The following is a 17,202-nucleotide window of genomic DNA, read 5'->3' as shown; positions in this document are numbered from 1 at the left end:
TATTTTAGGGCAGCGCGGACGCCACGCCCAGCATTTCAGCAGCGCGTTTCAGCCTTTTGTCGCGTGTCCAGAGCTTTGTATCTGGTTCGATAAGGGCGGAGGCAAGGATGTGCGCGTCGATATAGCCGATACCCTTGCCCATGAGCTGGTTTTGCCGCACGAGCACCAATACGTCCTCGGGTCGTGCGGTCTGAATCGAGGGAATGGCTAGCAGCGCCGTGACGACCGCGTCGTATTTCGGCATCGATCCAAGTGCAAGCTCGCCCAGCACAAATGGGTGCATGACGATCTCCCCGACATCCAGGCATGCCATCATCGTCGCGTCGGCACGGCGCAGATGATCGGCCCAGACCGAGGTGTCAGCCAGGATCATTATCGGTCTCGGGGAAGCGGCGCCTTGGTGGTGCGACGAATTCCGGCGCGGAACCGCCAAGTAGAATGAGGCGACGTGCAGCCTCACGCTCGACCAGCTTTTTCAGTGCGTGCCGAAGAAGCGCCGACTTGTCGGTGATCCCGGTCATTTCCTGCGCATCGGCAAACAGCTGGTCATCGATGGTAACTGTCGTTCTCATCTCATTTCTCCTTACGCATCAAAAATAGCATCATCTGATGCGCAATTCAACGCGCCCTGACTCCCCGTTGCCCGCCATCCTCCCTCTCTGCTATCTCTTTGCCATCGCCATTTGAGGACACCCTATGGCAGAGGCATCCATCCACTTCGGTCCCTTCCGGTTCGACCCGGGCCGCATGACGCTGGCGCGCGGCGCCGAAGTCATGCAGATCGGCAATCGGGGGGCGCTGCTGTTGCAATGTCTCGCAGAAGCCGGCGGGACGACGGTCTCCAAGGATCGCTTGATGAATGCCGCCTGGCCCGGAGTCGCGGTCGAGGAGGGCAATCTCACCGTCCAGATCGCCGGCTTGCGCAAGCTTCTGGGACTGGATTGCGAGGGACGGGACTGGATCGTCACCGTGCCGCGCGAGGGCTACCGGCTGCTCGGCGTCACCAGTGCCACAAGCCAATCCCAGGAGCGCGGCGCCGAGCTGCCGGTGCTCGCCGTGTTGCCGTTCCGCAATCTCTCCCACGATGCCGATGCCGATTATTTCGCCGATGGCGTGGTGTCCGACATCATCACCGCGCTGTCGCGGTTCCGCAGCTTCCGCGTCATCTCCCGCAACACCGTCTTTGCCCGCCGCAGCCACGATACCGACATACGCCAGGCAGCAGCCGATCTCGGCGCCGACTATCTGGTGGAAGGCGATATCCGCCGCGCCGGCGAGCGGTTGCGCATTTCGGTGCGGCTGGTGCCGGGCGATGACGGCCTGACGCTCTGGGCCGAGCGCTTCGACGGGACGCTGGAAGATGTCTTCGCCTTTCAGGACCAGATTACTGAGGCCGTCGCATCGCGGCTGAGACCCGCGCTCGAGCAGGCTGAGACCACGCGTTCTCTCCGCGACCGGCCGAAAAGCTTTGCCGCTTATGACGTCTATCTGCGCGCTCTTTGGCTGATCGGCGAGGAAAGTGAGGAGGCGAATGCGAAGGCGCATGCGCTTCTGCTGCAAGCTTTGGAAATCGAACCGACCAATCCCTCCGTGCTCTCGCATCTCGTCTGGGCGCTCGAGCATCGGATCGCCATGGGCTGGCCGTCGATCAGTCCGGACGATCGAGGGCGCTGCCTGGATTATGCCCGCCGCGCAATCGAGCATTGCGCTGGCGATCCCCGCATCATGGCGCCGTGCGGAATGGCGCTGGTGCAGACCGGCAGGGACTATGTTGGCGGCATGCAGGTCATCGAGGCCGCTGCTGCCGCCAATCCGAACGACTTGTATGTGATGTGCGTTCTCGGCGTCTCGACCATGCATTGCGGCAATCTCGACGAGGCTGCCCGACACCTCGAACGGGCGTTGCGGCTGGCGCCACAGGACCCGGACAGGCGCTTCGCCATGTCGGGGCTTGCCCATATCGCGATCGTTCGCGGCGACTACGAAGGGGCGCTCTACTGGGCGGGGCGGTCGCTCAGCGTCAATATGTATTACGACCCAACCTATTGGATGCTGATATCGGCCAATGCCTATCTCGGCCGCATGGAGGAGGCAAAGCTCTATCTCGAGCGCCTGCGGGCAATCGCGCCGGGCGTGTCGCTCGCGCGTATCCAGGCCGGCCAGCCGGACCGGTATCCCGAGCGCATCGGCGCCGTGCTCGAGGGCATGCGCCTTGCGGGAATGGAATGACACCGGGCAATTTTGCAAGACTTAGGACGAATTAATCTCCGCCTTCGGTACATTTCACCGCCTCCCGTTCGACAAGGGGTCAGTCGAACACCAAGGAGGTTTCCATGCTCACGCCCCTCAACATCATGTCGCTCGACCAGGGCAGGCAATTCGCACGCCAGGAGATGAAGCGGATCTATGCCGAGCCGGCAGAGGTGGCTGCGGAAACCCGTGCGCCGGAGGCAGCCGAGGAAGTATCGAGAGAGCCAGGCGCACGCAAGTCGAAGTGGCACTCGCTCTTGGCCCAGTTCGTCGGTCTCTGGGAAGCCGGTTACCCGATCGGCGCCCGCCGCTCCTAGGTTACGAACAGTAAAGCTCCGCGAAAGCTGCTCGGCTTAACCCGGCATTAACCATGATTGCTTACCTCTTGTTAGCATTCAGGGGAATGTAGGGGACCATCCATGTCGATGACGCGTCGCGGGCTTTTGCTCGGTTCTTTGGCTTTGCTTGCCGGTTGCAGCACCACGGGCAGGAATGACAGAGCCAATTATGCGGCCCGCCCGGATGAGACCCATCCGATGCCGGCGATGAAGCTTGACAAGGTCAGGGTCGAGCTCCGCCGCACCGAAGTTACCTACGAGACGACACAAAAGCCCGGCACCATCGTTGTCGATACGCCGGCACGCCGGCTCTATTACGTCCTCGGTGATGGCAAGGCGATCCGCTATGCGATCAGCGTCGGCCGTGAAGGTCGCGAATTGCGCGGCAATGCCTATGTCGGCCGCAAGGCCGAATGGCCGAGCTGGACTCCGACGGCCAACATGATCCGCCGCGACCCCGAGAAGAACCGCAAGTATGCCGGCGGCGTGAAGGGCGGCCTCGACAACCCGCTCGGCGCCCGCGCCATGTATCTCTATCGCGGTGGCGGCGACACCAATTTCCGCATCCATGGCACCAACCAGCCGAATTCGATCGGCTACGCCATGTCGTCGGGTTGCATCCGCATGCTCAACCACGATGTGATCGACCTCTACAGCCGCGCCAGCGTCGGCACCAAGGTCTTCGTCATCCAGGCCTGATTTCAGGCCCTCCGGTGCGATAGAATGCCCGTCGAGAGCAGCACGCCGGCACCGGTGACGAAGGCGGCGGCGATGATGGCGATCCCGACCGGCTCGCCAAGAATCCAGCCGCCGGCCAACGCGGCTGCAACCGGCGTGATCGCCGTATAGGCCGCCGCCTGCGTTCCGCCGAGAATGCGGACCGCCCAGCCATAGAGGATCGTCGAAACCAGGCCCGAGAGCACGCCCTGCGTCAGGATCTGCAAGCCGATTTCGCCCGCCGGCGCGTCGAACAGGCCGGTCCCGAAGAAGGGCAGCAGCGCCAGGTTGATGATCGTCGACCAGACGGCGATCAGCGCGCCGCCTTCGAAGGCAGTGAGGCCGGAATGCTTGAAGGCGTGGGTGTAGACCGCCCAGCAGGTCGCGCCGAACGGCAGGACGACATAGCTGATCCAGGAAAGCTCATGACCGGCAAGGCTGCCGGCAAGCAGGATCAGGCCGCCGCCCAGGATAGCCGCCATGCCGAACTTGCGCGCCGTATCGGGGCGTTCGCCGAGCACCAGCATGCCGATCAGCGCGGTGAAGAACGGCATTGAACCCGGAAGCAATACGCCCGCGGCGGAGGCCGGCGTATGGCGCATGCCGAACGCGACCACCTGAAAGAAGAAGGCGCCAGAGCCCAGCACCATCAGCACGAGGGGCAATTTCGGCGTATTCTTTGGCCATAGCCCCGTGCGCAGCCAGACAGGCGCGAGCACCAGGGCCGGCAGGCCATAACGGATCAGGCTGAGGTCGAGCGCCGTCAGCGCGGTGCCGACGCTGTGCCGGGTCGAGACGAGCCAGGACGCCCAGATCAGCACGACGCTCAGCGCGGAGAGTGCACCCAGCATAGGCCGGGAAGACCCTGACGTCGTCGTCACCGTTGCATCGCTCATCGTCGTCTCCAGGCGTGATGTGGCACGACGATAGGCGGAAAGTTCGGGACGTGTCCTTGCGAATACGGTCTTGAAACGCGACGATTGCGCAATATTATGCTGCCGATTGATCCTTCGGAGATGGAATATGCCAAAGCTTGACGCATTCGATATCGCCATCCTCTCCGAGCTGCAGGAGAACGGCCGCGCCGCCAATGTCGATATTGCCGAGGCGGTCCATCTGTCGCCGTCACCTTGCCTGCGGAGAATCCGCAATCTCGAGGAAGAGCGCGTGATCCGCGGCTATCGCGCCGATATCGACCGGACGAAAGTCGGGCTCGGGCTGACCGTCTTCGTCGAAATGAAGGTTGGCCACCATAACCAGGAAAGCGCCAACCGCTTCCAGGAGGCTCTGGCCGAGGTACCCGAGGTGATCTCCTGCTTCATGATCTCGGGCAGTGCCGATTTCCTTGCCGAGGTCGTGGTCGAGGATCTGCCGGCCTATGAGCGGGTGCTGACCGACAAGCTGCTGACGCTGCCCTTCGTCACGGATATCCGCTCGAACTTCGCGATCCGGACGGTCAAGGCCGCCGGACCGCTGAAGCTGCCGCGAGCCGGTTGATCAGAACCCTTCCAGCACGATCTTGCCGATCGTCGTATTGCTCTCGACCTGCTTGTGGGCGCGGCGGAGGTTCTCGGCATTGATCTTGCCGAAGCTCTCGGCTGCTGTCGTCCTGATCTTGCCGGCGTCAACGAGATCGGCGACCTGGTTGAGCAAGTTGTGCTGCTCGATGATATCGGCGGTGGTGAAGACGCCGCGGGCGAACATCATCTCCCAGTGGATCGACACGGCCTTGCCCTTGAAGGGCTTGATGTCGAAACCGGTGGCCGGGTCGTCGATCAGGCCGATGCGGCCCTGCGGCGCGACGATCTCGGCCATCGCCTGCTGATGCTGGTCGGAATGCGTTGTCGGGAAGATGTAGCCCGGGACGATGCCCAACGCCTTCATCTGCGGAGCGAGCGGCTTCGAATGGTCGATCACGTGGTGGGCGCCGAGCGACTTGATCCATTCCGCCGATTCCGGCCGCGAGGCCGTTGCGATGACGGTCAGGCTCGTCAGCTGGCGTGCAAGCTGAATCGCGATCGAGCCGACGCCGCCCGCGCCGCCGATGATCAGGATGGCATTGTGGTCGCCGGGAACCTCGTCCTCCACCTTCAGCCGGTCGAAGATCATCTCATAGGCGGTGATGGCGGTGAGGGGCAGGGCGGCTGCCTCGCGGAACGACAGCGATGTCGGCTTCCGCCCGACGATGCGCTCGTCGACGAGGTGGAACTCGGCATTGGTGCCATCGCGATTGATCACGCCGGCATAGAAGACCTCGTCGCCCGGCTTGAAGAGTGTGACGGCATCGCCGACCGACTTGACGACGCCGGCGGCATCATAGCCGAGCTGGACTAGCCCGCCCGGCGCAGGCTCGCGGCTCTTGCGCACCTTGGTATCGACGGGATTGACAGACACGGCCTTGACCTCGACGAGCAGATCGTGCCCCTTCGCGTCCGGCACGGGACGGTCGACGTCGATGAGGGCGGTTTCGGAACTGATGTCCTGGGGCTTTTCATAGGCTACGGCGCGCATGGCGATCTCCTTCTGACATTGTCGAGAAGCTACATGCGCATTATGTCTGGCGAGCGCAAGAATGCACATTTTCTGTATATAGGTACAAAAAGGATACTGTCGCGCGCCGGTTTCCAAGCCCGAAAGGCGACGCCATGTCCCGTCCCCGCGCCAAGCTCACCAACAATTTTCCCGGATGCCCTGTGGAGTCCACGCTGACGTTCCTGGATGGCAAATGGAAGGGCGTGATCCTCTACCACCTCTTTGAAGGCACGCACCGTTTCAGCGAATTGAAGCGCAAGCTGAGGTCGATCACGCAGCGGATGCTGACCAAGCAGTTGCGGGAGTTGGAGGAGGCAGGGCTGGTGTCACGCACCGTGCACCCGGTCGTGCCGCCGCATGTCGACTACGCGCTGACGCCTCTGGGGCACAGCCTGAAACCGGTCGTTGTGGCGCTCGAGGCCTGGGGCAAGCAGCATGTGCTGTGCCGCGACGGCCAGAAGTTCATCATTCAGCCGGTGACGGAAGTGGCTGCATAAGGCGAACCGACGGGTTCTTCTTCTCGAGCCAGACCGAGAGGCCAAAGACCAGAAGGCCGAGGAAGGCAAGCACCGCGCCGACATAGCCCGTGGCGGCATAACCATAGCCCCAGGTAATGACGAGGCCGCCGAGCCAGGCGCCAATGGCGTTCGCAACGTTGAAGGCCGAATGCATGGAGGCGGCGGCCAGAGTCTGGCCGTCGGCGGCGACGTCCATCAGGCGCGTCTGCATCGCCGGACCCGCGGCAAAGCCGCAGCCGACCAGGAAGACCGTTGCGAACAGGATCCACACATTGCCGGCGCCGAGCGCAAAGATCGTCATCACCACCATGTTCAGGATCAGCATGCTGCAGATCGTGCCCATGAGGAAGGAATCGGCGAGCTTCGAGCCGACCAGGTTGCCGACATTCATGCCGACGCCGAAGATCACCAGAACAACGGAGACCATGCCCGCCGAGAGCATCGTGACCTCCGTCACCGTCGAGGCGATGTAGCTGAAGATCGCGAACATGCCGCCGAAGCCGGTGGCGCAGAGTGCCAGCGTCAGCCAGACCTGCGGACGGCTGAAGGCGCCGAGTTCGCGGGCGATGGAAGCGCCATGCACGACCTTGTCTTGTGGCAGATAGATCCAGATCAGCGTCACCGTCAGTGCCCCGATCAACCCGACACCCCAGAACATCACTTCCCAGCTGAGCATCTGGCCGAAGAAGGCCATGATCGGCGTTCCCGCCAGCGTCGCGACCGTGAGGCCGAGCATAACCTTACCGACGGCGCGGACGCGATAGTGCAGGGGGACCATCGAGGCGGCCACCAAGGCACCGACGCCGAAATAGGCGCCGTGCGGCAGGCCCGAGAGGAAGCGCAGCACGGTGAAGGAGGTGAAGTCCGGCGCGATGGCGCTCAGGATATTGGTGACGGCGAAGAAGCCCATGAGAAGCAGCAGCAACTGACGGCGGGCCATCCTGGCGGCCATGATCGCGATCAGTGGCGCGCCGACGACCACGCCCAGCGCATAGGCCGAAATTACATAGCCGGCGACGGGCGTCGAAACCACGAAGGTGTTCGCCACATCGGGCAGCAGGCCCATGATCGCAAATTCGCCCGTGCCGATCGCAAAGCCCCCGGTCGCAAGTGCAAACAGCACCAGCGCCACCTGCAGCCGCGAATAGCGCTCGGTGGATTCTGATGGCAGGACAGGATCGTCGGCGGTGAAATCGGCCATGAAAACTCGCAGGGCCGGAGGGCCACATATGAAAGGATGCTTTGAAGGAGTCGGATCCGGATTTAATCCTTATTTGGTCACTCGATATAACAACAAGCTTGCCCGAGCGTAAAGCGCTATGTTGCGACGCACAATCTGCCAGTGGCTACTGGAACTCGCGGGCGTGCGTTCGCATTTCTATACGAGTCCATGCGTTAGAAACCGGATTTCAGGGCGAATTTATGCGTTTCAAGGCCTTATTCAATCGGGATGGCGGCACGTTCCGCACCACCGATATGGACGCCTATGCGAAAAAAGCAGAGCAGGTATTCCAGGACGCGGGGCATGAGATCGAATGCGAGCTGGTTAGCGGCAAGGATATCGTGCCGGCTTTGGAGAAAGCGGCCGATGAACCCGGCGTCGATGGCCTGATCGCCGGCGGCGGCGACGGCACGATTTCGGCGGCGGCAGGCATTGCCTGGAAGAAACAGCTCCCGCTCGGTGTCGTGCCTGCCGGTACGATGAACCTTTTTGCCCGATCGCTGCGAGTGCCACTCGATATCTGGGCGGCGCTCGATGCGCTCGCTGCAGGCGAGGTGATGGATGCCGATATCGGCACGGCCGATGGCCGACCCTTCGTCCATCAGTTCTCAGCCGGCATGCATGCCCGGATGGTTCGGCTGCGCGATGCCATGGCCTTTTCCTCGCGCATGGGCAAGCTCGCCGCCAATGTCAGGGCTTCCGTCGGCGTGGTGCTCGATCCGCCGCAGTTCGAAGTCGTGTTCGATGCCGACGGCCATAGCGAGCACCGGATCGTCTCGGCAATCAATGTCTCCAACAATCCCTTCGGCAACAACAGCCTGATGTTTTCCGAGGAGCTGAATACGGGGCATCTCGGCTTCTATCTCACCGACGCGCTGCGGCCCGCGGGTGCCGCGCTGCTTGCCTTCGACGTCCTGCGGGGCCGGATGCGGCACAACACGGCAGTCACCGAAATGCGGGCCAGGTCGGTCGATCTGCATTTCCCCAAACTCTACCGCAGGGCCAATTGCGTCCTCGATGGCGAATTGATGCCGCTCGGCCGCGATGTCGCGATCCGCCTGCATCCGGGCGAGCTGAAGGTTATTGTGCCGAACCGGGCCAGCAGCCTGGTCTGATACGAAGGACGGGTCCCTTACTGGAAAGCCGTCTCGAAGAAGCTCCGAAGTTTCCGCGAATGCAACTGCGCAGGCGGCATCGCCGAGAGTTTTTCCAGTGCCAGGATGCCGATCCTGAGATGCTGCAGCACCTGAGTCTTGTAAAATGCGGTGGCCATGCCGGGCAACTTCAGTTCACCGTGCAGCGGCTTGTCGGAGACGCAGAGCAGGGTGCCGTAGGGCACGCGGAAACGGAAGCCGTTCGCAGCGATCGTCGCCGACTCCATATCGAGCGCGATGGCACGGGCTTGTGAGAGCCGCTTCACGGGGCCGCTTTGATCGCGCAGTTCCCAGTTGCGGTTGTCGATGGTCGCCACGGTGCCAGTCCGCATGATGCGCTTGAGCTCGTAGCCGTCATAGCCGGTGACATCGGCCACCGCGTCCTGCAGCGCCTGCTGCACTTCGGCCAGCGCCGGGATCGGCACCCAGACCGGCAGGTCGTCATCGAGAACATGGTCTTCGCGCATGTAGGCATGGGCCAGCACATAGTCTCCGAGCGTCTGGCTGTTGCGCAGCCCGGCGCAGTGGCCCAGCATCAGCCAGGCATGGGGGCGCAACACCGCGACATGGTCGGTGATGGTCTTGGCGTTCGAGGGGCCGACGCCGATATTGACCAGCGTGATGCCCGCGTGGCCCTTCTTCTTAAGGTGATAGGCCGGCATTTGCGGCAGCCGTCCGCCGACGATGCCCGGGCTGGGCTCCGATGCGCCAGCCGGGGTTATGAGATTGCCGGGCTCGACGAACTCGGTATAGCCGTTGCCACCGGCCGCCATCATCTCTCGCGCCCAGATGCAGAACTCATCGACATAGAACTGATAGTTCGTGAACAGCACGAAGTTCTGGAAATGCTTGGCGGCCGTTGCCGTATAGTGGCTGAGTCGTGCGAGCGAATAGTCGATGCGCTGCGCCGTGAAGGGCGCCAGCGGCCGCGGACCGCCCGGCGGCGGCTCATATTCGCCATTGGCGATCTCGTCGTCCGTCGTCGTAATGTCCGGCGTGTCGAACAGATCGCGCAGGGGTACATCGAGCGTATTGGCGGCACTCGCCTCGACATGGGCGCCCTCATTGAAGGCAAAATGCAGCGGGATCGGTGTCGCCGATTCGGTGATGGTCACAGGTAGGCCGTGATTGCGAATCAACTGCCCGATCTGGGTTTTCAGATAGTGTTTGAAAAGCTTCGGTTGGGTGATGGTGGTGGAATAGAGGCCGGGTTCGCTCAGGAAGCCGTAGGGCATGCGTGAGTCTATGCGGTCATAGCGCAGCGTCTCCATCCGGATTTCCGGATAGAAGGCGCGGTAGCGGCGATGCGGCGCATGGCCCTTGATGACGGCTTCGAAATTGTCCCGGAGGAAGCGCGTATTGCGGTCATAGAGCGTCGTCAGTGCTTCCACAGCCGCGATCGGATCATCGAATGCGGTCGGCTGGAACTGTTCGGGCGTGACGGTTTCGAGGAGGGAGGTGGAGAGGATTCGCTTTGCCATGTGCCATTATAATAGGCGCTCGATGACAATCAATCGGGATGTAAGCGCCTTCTCCGCAGATTTCCTGCAGAAAGCGCTGGCGCGCGCCCTCAAAGCGCGGCGCGGCAATGAACGCCCGCAGCCTGCGGGCAGGAGACCGTGAATCCGGTGGCATTGGCCGTACCGCGACGGTCGCTGTGCTGCACGACCATGGTGAGCCCGGTCGCGAAGACGGCCATGGCGAGGCAGATAATGGCGAAGCGGCGTGCGAGGATGGTCATGTCAGTCCCGAAGTGTCCCGTTGTTGGACGCTTTCTAGACCGGCCGGGCTGAACCGACGCTGATTCCGCCATTCATTTCGTGTTCAGAATGGTTGCCGAATTGGATGCGGAGACCTATTTGTGTCGGAGAGCATCGAATGACGACCGCGACGGAATGCGGCATGGCGGGCACCGTGCGCCGATCTATAGTGTCGCGAACCTTACTGACTTTCAGAGGAATCATGGAAGACTTGGCCGCACGGCGCGCGCGGATCGTGGCGCAGCGCAAACTGGAAACCGGGATCGATGAGGCGATGATCGATCGCCTTGTCCGTGCTTTCTATGGCAAGGTCAGGCTCGACCCGGTGCTCGGCCCGATCTTTGAGGCACGCGTCGAGGATTGGGAACACCACTTCCAGACCCTCGGTGCCTTCTGGTCCTCCGTTACCCTCGGCACGGGCGCTTACGCGGGCACACCGATGCAGAAGCATATCGGGCTTCCCGTCGATTCCAGGCATTTCGATCGCTGGCTCACGCTGTTCGGCGAAACCACGATCGAGCTCTGCCCGCCGGCTGCCGCGCGTGTTTTCCTGGAGCGTGCCATGCGCATCGCCGAAAGCCTGGAACTCGCAATTGCCGGTGATCTCAGGATCATGCTGGGCAAGGACGAGCGGCTGCTTCGCGATGACTTGGATGTTGCCTTACCGGCCTGATCGGCAATCCTGGAAGAGTGTGAAGCGGTCTTCCGCCCGGCATTGCGTGAATGGGCGTCAGAGCCGCGTCCAGGTCTGCGATTTGCAGAATACGCTCATCACGCAGCCCTTCATCTTGAGCTTGCTACCCGACACGGTGCCAAAGCCAGAATAGGTCTTGTCCTCGCTCGGATCAGTGATCTCTCCGGAATAGTCGTTGCCCGTGCCCTGGAACTTGCCGATGCGCTTGCCGGAATATTTGCCGGTCTTGAGCGTCACGCAGAAGCTGCCGCCACAGGCAGCGATGGCGGCCGTCTCCCCACTCGCGGTCTTCCAGTTGCCTTCGATCGGTTCTGCGGCAAAGGCGAGCGTCGCTGAGGCTGCAAAAAAGGCAGCAGCAAGAAATCTGCGCATGCGTGGTCCTCCCCGTTGATCCATGCCGGTGCGAATATCTCCCGAGCATCGGCCTTTGCATCGATAATAGCTTCCGCTCACGTCAACGTAAATGGCTCAAATCGGTCGGTCATCCCTGTGAAAAATTCCGAACGCAGTGGGGAGAAGCGTTTTCGTGGTGAATGATGTGTTGACGCGCCAGCATGAAGTTTTCGTAAAATTCGATGCATGAATCCGGGAAGTCCCGGGACTTTGATACTTAACAAAAATCCAAGTTTACCAAGCGTTTGTACTTTGTTTGTCTCAAATTAATCATGCATTTTAGGCGTTTTTTGAAAGCCCGTCGGCATAGTGGGGCCATAAGACGAGCGGGGACGAAACACCGCCATTCACCGGGGAAGGCCGAAAACACCGCGCAAGACGGACCGGCCTTCCACGGAGCCTTCCAAGGCAAAACAGGGTGAAATTGAGAAGCGATAACGCTCAAACAACGGGACGATTGAAATGGCACGCTTTGACATGAATTCGATGGAAGCCGTCATGGGTGGCGAGACCCGCGCTGACACATTCTGCAATATGGGTCTGATGTATGCGACCGGCCGCGGCTGCGACATCGACCTGATCGCCGCCCACAAGTGGCTCAACATCGCCGCCATCAAGGGCTCGGACCGCGCCGCAGCTCTCCGCGCCGAGCTGGCCCGCACGATGAGCAAGGCCGAACTGGCCACCGCCCTCCGCGCCGCCCGCGAATGGATGACGATGCATTGATGAAAAAGTCAGTAGGGATTAGTCAGAAGCCAGTAGTCAGAAATTGGTTTTACCTCTTTCAGAAATAGGCCAAACATTTCTACTGACTACTGACTACTGACTACTGACTAATCCCTACTGACTATTGGTTGCCCACGCGCTTCAGCACCTTCGGCAGCGCTTCCTCGAAAAGATCCAGCTCCTTCTCCGGCCCCACGCTGACTCTGATGCAGCGATTGAGCGGCGCCACGCCCGGCATGCGGATGAAGACGCCTTCCTCCATCAAGCTATCGACGATCGCCCGCGCATAGACGCCGTCGCGCCCGCAATCGATCGTCACGAAATTCGTCGCCGAGGGCAGGGGATTGAGCCCGTTTGCTCGCGCGATTTTGCTGATCCGATCCCGCGCTGCTACAATCTTGCCCAAAACGTCATCGAGATAGGCCTGGTCCTTAAGCGCCGCGATCGCCGCGGCGACGCCGATCCGGTTGAGGCCGAAATGGTTGCGGATCTTGTCGAAGGCCGTTGCCGTATCTTCTCCCGTAATCACATAGCCGATCCGCGATCCCGCGAGACCGTATGCCTTCGAAAAGGTGCGCGTGCGGATCACGTTTGGCAGATCCACGAGCGCGTCCGCTGGCGGGATCGTGCCCGGAGGTGCCGTTTCGCCATAGGCTTCGTCCAGGATCAGCATGGTCGTCTCGGGCACCGCGCGCGCGAACTGCAGCACGCGCTCGGCGCTGTACCAGCTTCCCATCGGATTGTCGGGATTGGCGAAATAGAGCAGCGGCGCGTCTTCGCGCTGTGCCGTTTCGAGCAGGCCGTCCAGGTCCTCGTGATCGCCCTTGAAGGGCACCGTCACCAGCCGACCGCCATAGCCCACGACATGGTAGTTGAAGGTGGGATAGCCGCCTAGCGAGGTGACAACGGGCATGCCGGGTTCGATGATGAGCCGCACGATCTGCCCGAGAATGCCGTCGATGCCTTCGCCGATATTGATGTATTTGGCATCGAGGCCGTGGTGGGCTGCGATGGCACGGCGGAGGTCGTAGCTCTCTGGATCAGTATATTTCCAGGTCTCGGCGGCCGCCTGGCGCATCGCCTCGATGACCGAAGGAGCAGGGCCAAATCCGCTTTCATTGGCACCGATGCGCGCCTTGACCTCAAGATGACGGTTGCGTTCGATCGCCTCCGGACCAACGAATGGAACGGTCGCCGGCAGCGCGGCGGCAATGCGCGTGAAGCGCGAAAAACTCGTCATGGCGAAAACCCTGATTCACTCCCGGCGAGGGACAATAGGGAATTCGCGGCGGGCCGCAAGCCCGCCATGCCGTAGCTTAGACAGCGTCGGTGAAGAAGTCGCCGCGTACGATTGAGTGCAGCAATTCGTCGTTGAGTTCCTTGATGAACTTGACACCGATGCGGCTGCCGTTGCGATAGATCTCGGCACAACCGATGCGGTTGGCGGTGCCCATGACGTTGAGATAGTAATGGTCTGGAAGGCCGATGGTGGTCACAAGGCTGATCGTCGCGCCGACTCTCGATATATCGAGCAGGTGACAGCTGCGGATCGAGATGCCGGCGAGGGCGGGATTGACGGACAAGACGCGGGCTGGGCGACTGACGACGAACCGCTCGGCCTTACGTCCGTGCATGCCATTGTCGGTGTGAAGACTGGCAAGTGCTTGTTCGGCCATGGTTGGCTCCTAGCTGAGGTAAGTCCACCTTGACACAAGACAATTGCGCTGCGCTCAACGGAAATTCTAAATTTTTAAGGATTTCAAGCAATTGCTGCCAATAGTTCAGTTAGTTGTCTGATTTCGGCACGCACTGGTGGAGGTCGTCATGCCGCGCTCGCCAAGGACGAAATTCTGCGAGATTGGCGTCTTAGGCGCTCAGAGTGGCTCGATTTCGAGCGAGGCCGTGCCGACCACGCTTTGCAGGAAGCCGGCATCGAGGAACATATTGAACTTGGCGAGCAGATGATCGCCTTCGCGCTGGACCTCGGTCGCGCCGATTTCTTCACTCGATCCAAGAATGACAAGAAAGAAATTGCGCGGCAGCTCGACCCGCGGATTGATATTGAGCATGGCCGCGGCGCAGGAGATGCGCTCGATCAGGCAATGATACTGCGTGGCGATCGAGAGGTGGTGGCCGACGGGAATGATGAGGCCCGGCCGGTCGATACGGTGGAGGCGGAAGCTGCGCTTGGGGTTCTGGAGCTGCAGCCGCTCGTGAAAATCCTGGAAAACGTGCAGGGCCATCGCGCCCTCCGCAATAGTTGACTGTTCAACAGCATACCATCCGAGTGTTTAGCAAGTCTAAATATTGCGCGATGCCAAGCACTTGAGCTGAACTCGACGCTGGATGGCGTCAAGGCGGCAGGATTGACAACCAGGGGGAAGAAAGCTAGTTGCCCTCACAGGTTGAGGTACCTGCCGCTCGCGAGCGCAAGCTCATGGTGAAACCCTCTCTATCGAACACCTGTCACATCGCTCGAGCGAACTGACGGCAATGCGAGCTCCCGACAAAGTGCGTTTTGAAACGTACTTGCTTCGCGAACGAATTTGACGAGGATTCGATGACCGCCGCGAATGCCAACAACATGTTCCTGCATGGCAGTCTTCCTACGCTCTTTGCGAAGACGGCTGCCCCGATCATCCTGATCATGACGATCAACGGCCTCTATGTCGTGGCCGATGCCTATTTCCTCGGAATCTATGCCGGGGCCGATGCCCTTTCGGCCGTCTCGCTCATCTTTCCCATGATGATGATGATGCTAGCGCTGGGCACGCTGGTTTCCGGCGGCATGTCGAGTATCCTGGCCCGGCATCTCGGGGCCGGGCGACGCGACGAGGCGCGCCAAACCTTTTCCGGGGCGCATCTTCTCGCGCTCGGCGTGGTCGCCGCTGTCTATCTCATCTTCTTCACCCTCGGCCGGGTGGCGATCTCGGCGGGCGCTGGCGGGGCACCTGCCGTTGCCGCGAACGCCGAACTCTTCATGACCATCATGGTGGTCTTCTCGCCGATCGGATATTTCCTCTCGCTCAACATCGACGGCTTGCGCTGCGAGGGTCGTCTCGGCTTTATGACGGCACTGACGCTCACCGGCACGGTGCTCAACATCTGCTTCAACTGGCTCTTCATGGGCGGTTTCGGTTGGGGCGTTGCAGGGTCGGCCTTCGGCTCTATCCTGGCGCAGAGTATCAGCCTGCTCGTGGTGCTGATCTTCCGCTGGCGGACGCCGGGCGTGCTTAAGCTCGCGCGTCCCGGCCCGGTCACCGAATGGCGGCAGATGTTGGCGCTCGGCATGCCAGCGAGCTTCGGCTTCCTCGGCATTTCGCTCAACTCGGCTGCCGTGATTTCCAACATCCGCATCTGGGAGGGCGAGCACTATGTGGCCGTCATCGCTGCCTATGGCGTGGTGACACGCCTGCTCACCTTCGCCTATCTGCCGATGATGGGCGTCAACATCGCCTTCCAGACGATATCGGGCAACAACTATGGCGCCCGGCTGATGGGCCGCACCAATGACAGCCTGAAGCTCGCACTTGTCGCGGTCGCCCTCTATTGCGGCTTGATCCAGCTCGTCGCGTTGCTCTTCGCGCCCGCGCTCGGCGCCTTCTTCGCCGAGGATCCGGCCGTCGCGGCCCAGGTCGCGCGCATCCTGCCGTGGACGACCTTCGTCTATGTACTCTGCGGCCTGCCGGTCATCCTGTCGGGCTATTTCCAGTCGATCGGCGAGGCGGGCAGGGCAGGCATCCTGGGCCTTGGACGGACCTATCTGTTCTCGATCCCGCTGCTCTTCGTGCTGCCGCATGTCTTCGGCGAGCCCGGCATCTGGATGGCGGCGCCTGCCGCCGATATTGCGATGATCGGGTTGATCGCAGTCGTGCTGGCCGTCAATGCGGCGAAACGGGGCTGGCGCTTCGGCTTGCTGCAGCCACTCTGATCAGCCCGCGGAGCTATCTCTCAACTCATCGATCCATGCGGCGATCTCACTGATCGCCGCGTCGACTTCGGGGCTGCCGAGCGGCTCGCCGAGAAAGCTATGCCCAACACCATCATGGCAGCGCTTCCGGACCGGCACGCCTTCCGCGGCCAGCCGGTCCGCATAGGCCTCGCCCTCGAACCGCAACGGATCGTTGGCAGCGATGAGGACGAGCGCCGGCGGCAATCCCACCAGAGTGGCGGCACGGGGCGGCACCGCATAGGACAGGGCGGGTCCGGTCGCCGGGTCGACATAGGCATCCCAAGCGCCCTTGATATCCTCGAAGCGTGGCTGGAACCGCCGTGACAATTCATGAAACGCAGCCGGTGTCGCGCTGTAATGCTCGATCATCGGATAGATCAGCAATTGCCCGTCCGGCCGCGGCCCGCCTTCCGCGCCGAGCCGCTGGGCGACGGCCGCTGCGAGACAGCCGCCGGCACTGTCGCCCGCGATGATGAGGGGCGCATGCGGCGCGGCCAGGCTATCGCGCTCCTTGAACGCCCAGAGTGCAACCGTATGAACATCGTCGAGCGCAGCAGGAAAGGGATGCAGCGGTGCCAGCCGGTAGTCGACGGCGATCAGCGTGCCGCCGGCACCGGCAACGATATTGCGGCAAAGCTGGTCATAGTCATCCAGCGTACCCCAGGTGAAGCCGCCACCGTGGGCGAAGACGGTATGGCAGGATGTGGGGTTTGCTTCGTCGCGATAGAGGCGGACGGGGATTGTGTCGACCGTCAGCCCGCCCGCCGCGGCCATCGACCGCGGAATCATCTGCTGTCCTCAATATTCGAATTTCTGTCAGCCACAGCCGAGAGTTCTTGGGCAACTGCAATCGGGATCAGTCTTGCGGTCCGGTTCCCTTCGCCAGCAGCTGCTCGCGCCATCAATTCTTCAAAGCGTTCCCGCGCTTCTTCCACCCCGAATAACA

General features: G+C 61.7%; 21 protein-coding genes. 9 read left to right on the top strand and 12 right to left on the bottom strand.

Annotated features, from left to right (window positions below; translation table 11 throughout):
• Window positions 1-4: 4 nt before the first annotated feature.
• Both AC2YI2_RS20020 and AC2YI2_RS20015 read right to left on the bottom strand, forming a co-directional pair.
• Window positions 5-373 (bottom strand): type II toxin-antitoxin system VapC family toxin, encoded by a 369-nt coding sequence (locus tag AC2YI2_RS20020; protein WP_487388249.1) that lies wholly within the window; start codon window positions 371-373, stop codon window positions 5-7.
• Window positions 360-572, bottom strand: coding sequence for a type II toxin-antitoxin system VapB family antitoxin (locus tag AC2YI2_RS20015; protein WP_487388248.1), 213 nt, complete (start codon window positions 570-572; stop codon window positions 360-362). Before AC2YI2_RS20015 ends, AC2YI2_RS20020 begins: the two co-directional genes overlap by 14 nt.
• A 124-nt stretch (window positions 573-696) precedes the next feature.
• Between AC2YI2_RS20015 and AC2YI2_RS20010 the strand changes: the two genes are divergently transcribed.
• From AC2YI2_RS20010 to AC2YI2_RS20000, 3 genes are all read left to right on the top strand, one after another.
• Window positions 697-2,229, top strand: coding sequence for a winged helix-turn-helix domain-containing tetratricopeptide repeat protein (locus AC2YI2_RS20010; protein WP_487388247.1), 1,533 nt, complete (start codon window positions 697-699; stop codon window positions 2,227-2,229).
• A gap of 104 nt (window positions 2,230-2,333) precedes the next feature.
• Window positions 2,334-2,567, top strand: coding sequence for a hypothetical protein (locus tag AC2YI2_RS20005; protein WP_487388246.1), 234 nt, complete (start codon window positions 2,334-2,336; stop codon window positions 2,565-2,567).
• Between the two features lie 102 nt (window positions 2,568-2,669).
• Complete coding sequence (locus AC2YI2_RS20000; RefSeq protein ID WP_487388245.1) at window positions 2,670-3,287, top strand: L,D-transpeptidase; 618 nt, start codon at window positions 2,670-2,672, stop codon at window positions 3,285-3,287.
• Window positions 3,288-3,289: 2 nt separating this feature from the next.
• Here the strand turns inward: AC2YI2_RS20000 and AC2YI2_RS19995 are convergent, their stop codons facing one another.
• Window positions 3,290-4,201, bottom strand: a complete 912-nt coding sequence (locus AC2YI2_RS19995) for a DMT family transporter (protein WP_487388244.1) — start codon at window positions 4,199-4,201, stop codon at window positions 3,290-3,292.
• Window positions 4,202-4,328: 127 nt separating this feature from the next.
• Here AC2YI2_RS19995 and AC2YI2_RS19990 point away from each other — a divergent pair, with 127 nt between their 5' ends.
• Complete coding sequence (locus tag AC2YI2_RS19990; protein ID WP_487388243.1) at window positions 4,329-4,802, top strand: Lrp/AsnC family transcriptional regulator; 474 nt, start codon at window positions 4,329-4,331, stop codon at window positions 4,800-4,802.
• Here the strand turns inward: AC2YI2_RS19990 and AC2YI2_RS19985 are convergent, their stop codons facing one another.
• A complete protein-coding gene (locus AC2YI2_RS19985) occupies window positions 4,803-5,816 on the bottom strand; it encodes a zinc-binding alcohol dehydrogenase family protein (protein WP_487388242.1) in 1,014 nt (337 codons plus the stop codon).
• A gap of 134 nt (window positions 5,817-5,950) precedes the next feature.
• On the opposite strand from AC2YI2_RS19985, the gene AC2YI2_RS19980 reads away from it, so the two are divergent.
• Window positions 5,951-6,334 (top strand): winged helix-turn-helix transcriptional regulator, encoded by a 384-nt coding sequence (locus tag AC2YI2_RS19980; protein WP_487388241.1) that lies wholly within the window; start codon window positions 5,951-5,953, stop codon window positions 6,332-6,334.
• Here the strand turns inward: AC2YI2_RS19980 and AC2YI2_RS19975 are convergent.
• On the bottom strand, window positions 6,303-7,556 hold the full coding sequence (locus tag AC2YI2_RS19975) for an MFS transporter (protein WP_487388240.1): 1,254 nt from the start codon (window positions 7,554-7,556) through the stop codon (window positions 6,303-6,305). The genes AC2YI2_RS19980 and AC2YI2_RS19975 overlap by 32 nt on opposite strands.
• A 221-nt stretch (window positions 7,557-7,777) precedes the next feature.
• Here AC2YI2_RS19975 and AC2YI2_RS19970 point away from each other — a divergent pair, with 221 nt between their 5' ends.
• Window positions 7,778-8,692 carry a diacylglycerol/lipid kinase family protein gene (locus tag AC2YI2_RS19970; protein ID WP_487388239.1) on the top strand — a complete coding sequence of 305 codons (915 nt, stop codon included), beginning with the start codon at window positions 7,778-7,780 and terminating at the stop codon, window positions 8,690-8,692.
• 17 nt (window positions 8,693-8,709) lie between these two features.
• Here AC2YI2_RS19970 and AC2YI2_RS19965 read toward each other — a convergent pair whose 3' ends face one another.
• Both AC2YI2_RS19965 and AC2YI2_RS19960 read right to left on the bottom strand, forming a co-directional pair.
• Window positions 8,710-10,212 (bottom strand): AMP nucleosidase, encoded by a 1,503-nt coding sequence (locus AC2YI2_RS19965; protein ID WP_487388238.1) that lies wholly within the window; start codon window positions 10,210-10,212, stop codon window positions 8,710-8,712.
• 89 nt (window positions 10,213-10,301) lie between these two features.
• Window positions 10,302-10,472 (bottom strand): hypothetical protein, encoded by a 171-nt coding sequence (locus tag AC2YI2_RS19960; protein WP_487388237.1) that lies wholly within the window; start codon window positions 10,470-10,472, stop codon window positions 10,302-10,304.
• Window positions 10,473-10,693: 221 nt separating this feature from the next.
• Here AC2YI2_RS19960 and AC2YI2_RS19955 point away from each other — a divergent pair, with 221 nt between their 5' ends.
• Entirely contained in the window at window positions 10,694-11,164 is a 471-nt protein-coding gene (locus AC2YI2_RS19955) for a group III truncated hemoglobin (protein ID WP_487388236.1), read from the top strand.
• 57 nt (window positions 11,165-11,221) lie between these two features.
• Here AC2YI2_RS19955 and AC2YI2_RS19950 read toward each other — a convergent pair whose 3' ends face one another.
• On the bottom strand, window positions 11,222-11,557 hold the full coding sequence (locus AC2YI2_RS19950; RefSeq protein ID WP_487388235.1) for a DUF2147 domain-containing protein: 336 nt from the start codon (window positions 11,555-11,557) through the stop codon (window positions 11,222-11,224).
• A 483-nt stretch (window positions 11,558-12,040) separates the two neighbouring features.
• Here AC2YI2_RS19950 and AC2YI2_RS19945 point away from each other — a divergent pair, with 483 nt between their 5' ends.
• Window positions 12,041-12,304 carry an SEL1-like repeat protein gene (locus AC2YI2_RS19945; protein WP_487388234.1) on the top strand — a complete coding sequence of 88 codons (264 nt, stop codon included), beginning with the start codon at window positions 12,041-12,043 and terminating at the stop codon, window positions 12,302-12,304.
• Between the two features lie 121 nt (window positions 12,305-12,425).
• Here AC2YI2_RS19945 and AC2YI2_RS19940 read toward each other — a convergent pair whose 3' ends face one another.
• From AC2YI2_RS19940 to AC2YI2_RS19930, 3 genes are all read right to left on the bottom strand, one after another.
• On the bottom strand, window positions 12,426-13,544 hold the full coding sequence (locus tag AC2YI2_RS19940) for a pyridoxal phosphate-dependent aminotransferase (RefSeq protein ID WP_487388233.1): 1,119 nt from the start codon (window positions 13,542-13,544) through the stop codon (window positions 12,426-12,428).
• A 76-nt stretch (window positions 13,545-13,620) separates the two neighbouring features.
• A complete protein-coding gene (locus AC2YI2_RS19935; RefSeq protein WP_487388232.1) occupies window positions 13,621-13,980 on the bottom strand; it encodes a PilZ domain-containing protein in 360 nt (119 codons plus the stop codon).
• Between the two features lie 198 nt (window positions 13,981-14,178).
• Window positions 14,179-14,547 (bottom strand): hypothetical protein, encoded by a 369-nt coding sequence (locus AC2YI2_RS19930; RefSeq protein ID WP_487388231.1) that lies wholly within the window; start codon window positions 14,545-14,547, stop codon window positions 14,179-14,181.
• A gap of 317 nt (window positions 14,548-14,864) precedes the next feature.
• Here AC2YI2_RS19930 and AC2YI2_RS19925 point away from each other — a divergent pair, with 317 nt between their 5' ends.
• A complete protein-coding gene (locus AC2YI2_RS19925; RefSeq protein WP_487388230.1) occupies window positions 14,865-16,235 on the top strand; it encodes an MATE family efflux transporter in 1,371 nt (456 codons plus the stop codon).
• On the opposite strand, the gene AC2YI2_RS19920 is transcribed toward AC2YI2_RS19925, so the two are convergent.
• Window positions 16,236-17,045: an alpha/beta hydrolase gene (locus tag AC2YI2_RS19920; RefSeq protein WP_487388229.1), complete on the bottom strand. Its 810-nt coding sequence runs from the start codon at window positions 17,043-17,045 to the stop codon at window positions 16,236-16,238.
• Window positions 17,046-17,202: the final 157 nt, after the last annotated feature.

It is taken from the genome of Rhizobium sp. SRI_017 (assembly GCF_057586295.1).
Note: the sequence above shows the minus strand (reverse complement) of the source record. Positions and strands in the feature narration are given on the sequence as shown.

Excerpts from the sequence above, each read along its gene's own strand:
- AC2YI2_RS19920 (WP_487388229.1), bottom strand. The coding sequence starts at position 17,045 with ATGATTCCGCGGTCGATGGCCGCGGCGGGCGGGCTGACGGTCGACACA.
- AC2YI2_RS20005 (WP_487388246.1), top strand. The coding sequence starts at position 2,334 with ATGCTCACGCCCCTCAACATCATGTCGCTCGACCAGGGCAGGCAATTC.
- AC2YI2_RS19935 (WP_487388232.1), bottom strand. The coding sequence starts at position 13,980 with ATGGCCGAACAAGCACTTGCCAGTCTTCACACCGACAATGGCATGCAC.
- AC2YI2_RS20020 (WP_487388249.1), bottom strand. The coding sequence starts at position 373 with ATGATCCTGGCTGACACCTCGGTCTGGGCCGATCATCTGCGCCGTGCC.
- AC2YI2_RS19940 (WP_487388233.1), bottom strand. The coding sequence starts at position 13,544 with ATGACGAGTTTTTCGCGCTTCACGCGCATTGCCGCCGCGCTGCCGGCG.
- AC2YI2_RS19980 (WP_487388241.1), top strand. The coding sequence starts at position 5,951 with ATGTCCCGTCCCCGCGCCAAGCTCACCAACAATTTTCCCGGATGCCCT.
- AC2YI2_RS19970 (WP_487388239.1), top strand. The coding sequence starts at position 7,778 with ATGCGTTTCAAGGCCTTATTCAATCGGGATGGCGGCACGTTCCGCACC.
- AC2YI2_RS19945 (WP_487388234.1), top strand. The coding sequence starts at position 12,041 with ATGGCACGCTTTGACATGAATTCGATGGAAGCCGTCATGGGTGGCGAG.
- AC2YI2_RS19960 (WP_487388237.1), bottom strand. The coding sequence starts at position 10,472 with ATGACCATCCTCGCACGCCGCTTCGCCATTATCTGCCTCGCCATGGCC.
- AC2YI2_RS19965 (WP_487388238.1), bottom strand. The coding sequence starts at position 10,212 with ATGGCAAAGCGAATCCTCTCCACCTCCCTCCTCGAAACCGTCACGCCC.
- AC2YI2_RS19985 (WP_487388242.1), bottom strand. The coding sequence starts at position 5,816 with ATGCGCGCCGTAGCCTATGAAAAGCCCCAGGACATCAGTTCCGAAACC.
- AC2YI2_RS19925 (WP_487388230.1), top strand. The coding sequence starts at position 14,865 with ATGACCGCCGCGAATGCCAACAACATGTTCCTGCATGGCAGTCTTCCT.
- AC2YI2_RS19950 (WP_487388235.1), bottom strand. The coding sequence starts at position 11,557 with ATGCGCAGATTTCTTGCTGCTGCCTTTTTTGCAGCCTCAGCGACGCTC.
- AC2YI2_RS20015 (WP_487388248.1), bottom strand. The coding sequence starts at position 572 with ATGAGAACGACAGTTACCATCGATGACCAGCTGTTTGCCGATGCGCAG.
- AC2YI2_RS19995 (WP_487388244.1), bottom strand. The coding sequence starts at position 4,201 with ATGAGCGATGCAACGGTGACGACGACGTCAGGGTCTTCCCGGCCTATG.
- AC2YI2_RS20000 (WP_487388245.1), top strand. The coding sequence starts at position 2,670 with ATGTCGATGACGCGTCGCGGGCTTTTGCTCGGTTCTTTGGCTTTGCTT.
- AC2YI2_RS19990 (WP_487388243.1), top strand. The coding sequence starts at position 4,329 with ATGCCAAAGCTTGACGCATTCGATATCGCCATCCTCTCCGAGCTGCAG.
- AC2YI2_RS19930 (WP_487388231.1), bottom strand. The coding sequence starts at position 14,547 with ATGGCCCTGCACGTTTTCCAGGATTTTCACGAGCGGCTGCAGCTCCAG.
- AC2YI2_RS20010 (WP_487388247.1), top strand. The coding sequence starts at position 697 with ATGGCAGAGGCATCCATCCACTTCGGTCCCTTCCGGTTCGACCCGGGC.
- AC2YI2_RS19955 (WP_487388236.1), top strand. The coding sequence starts at position 10,694 with ATGGAAGACTTGGCCGCACGGCGCGCGCGGATCGTGGCGCAGCGCAAA.
- AC2YI2_RS19975 (WP_487388240.1), bottom strand. The coding sequence starts at position 7,556 with ATGGCCGATTTCACCGCCGACGATCCTGTCCTGCCATCAGAATCCACC.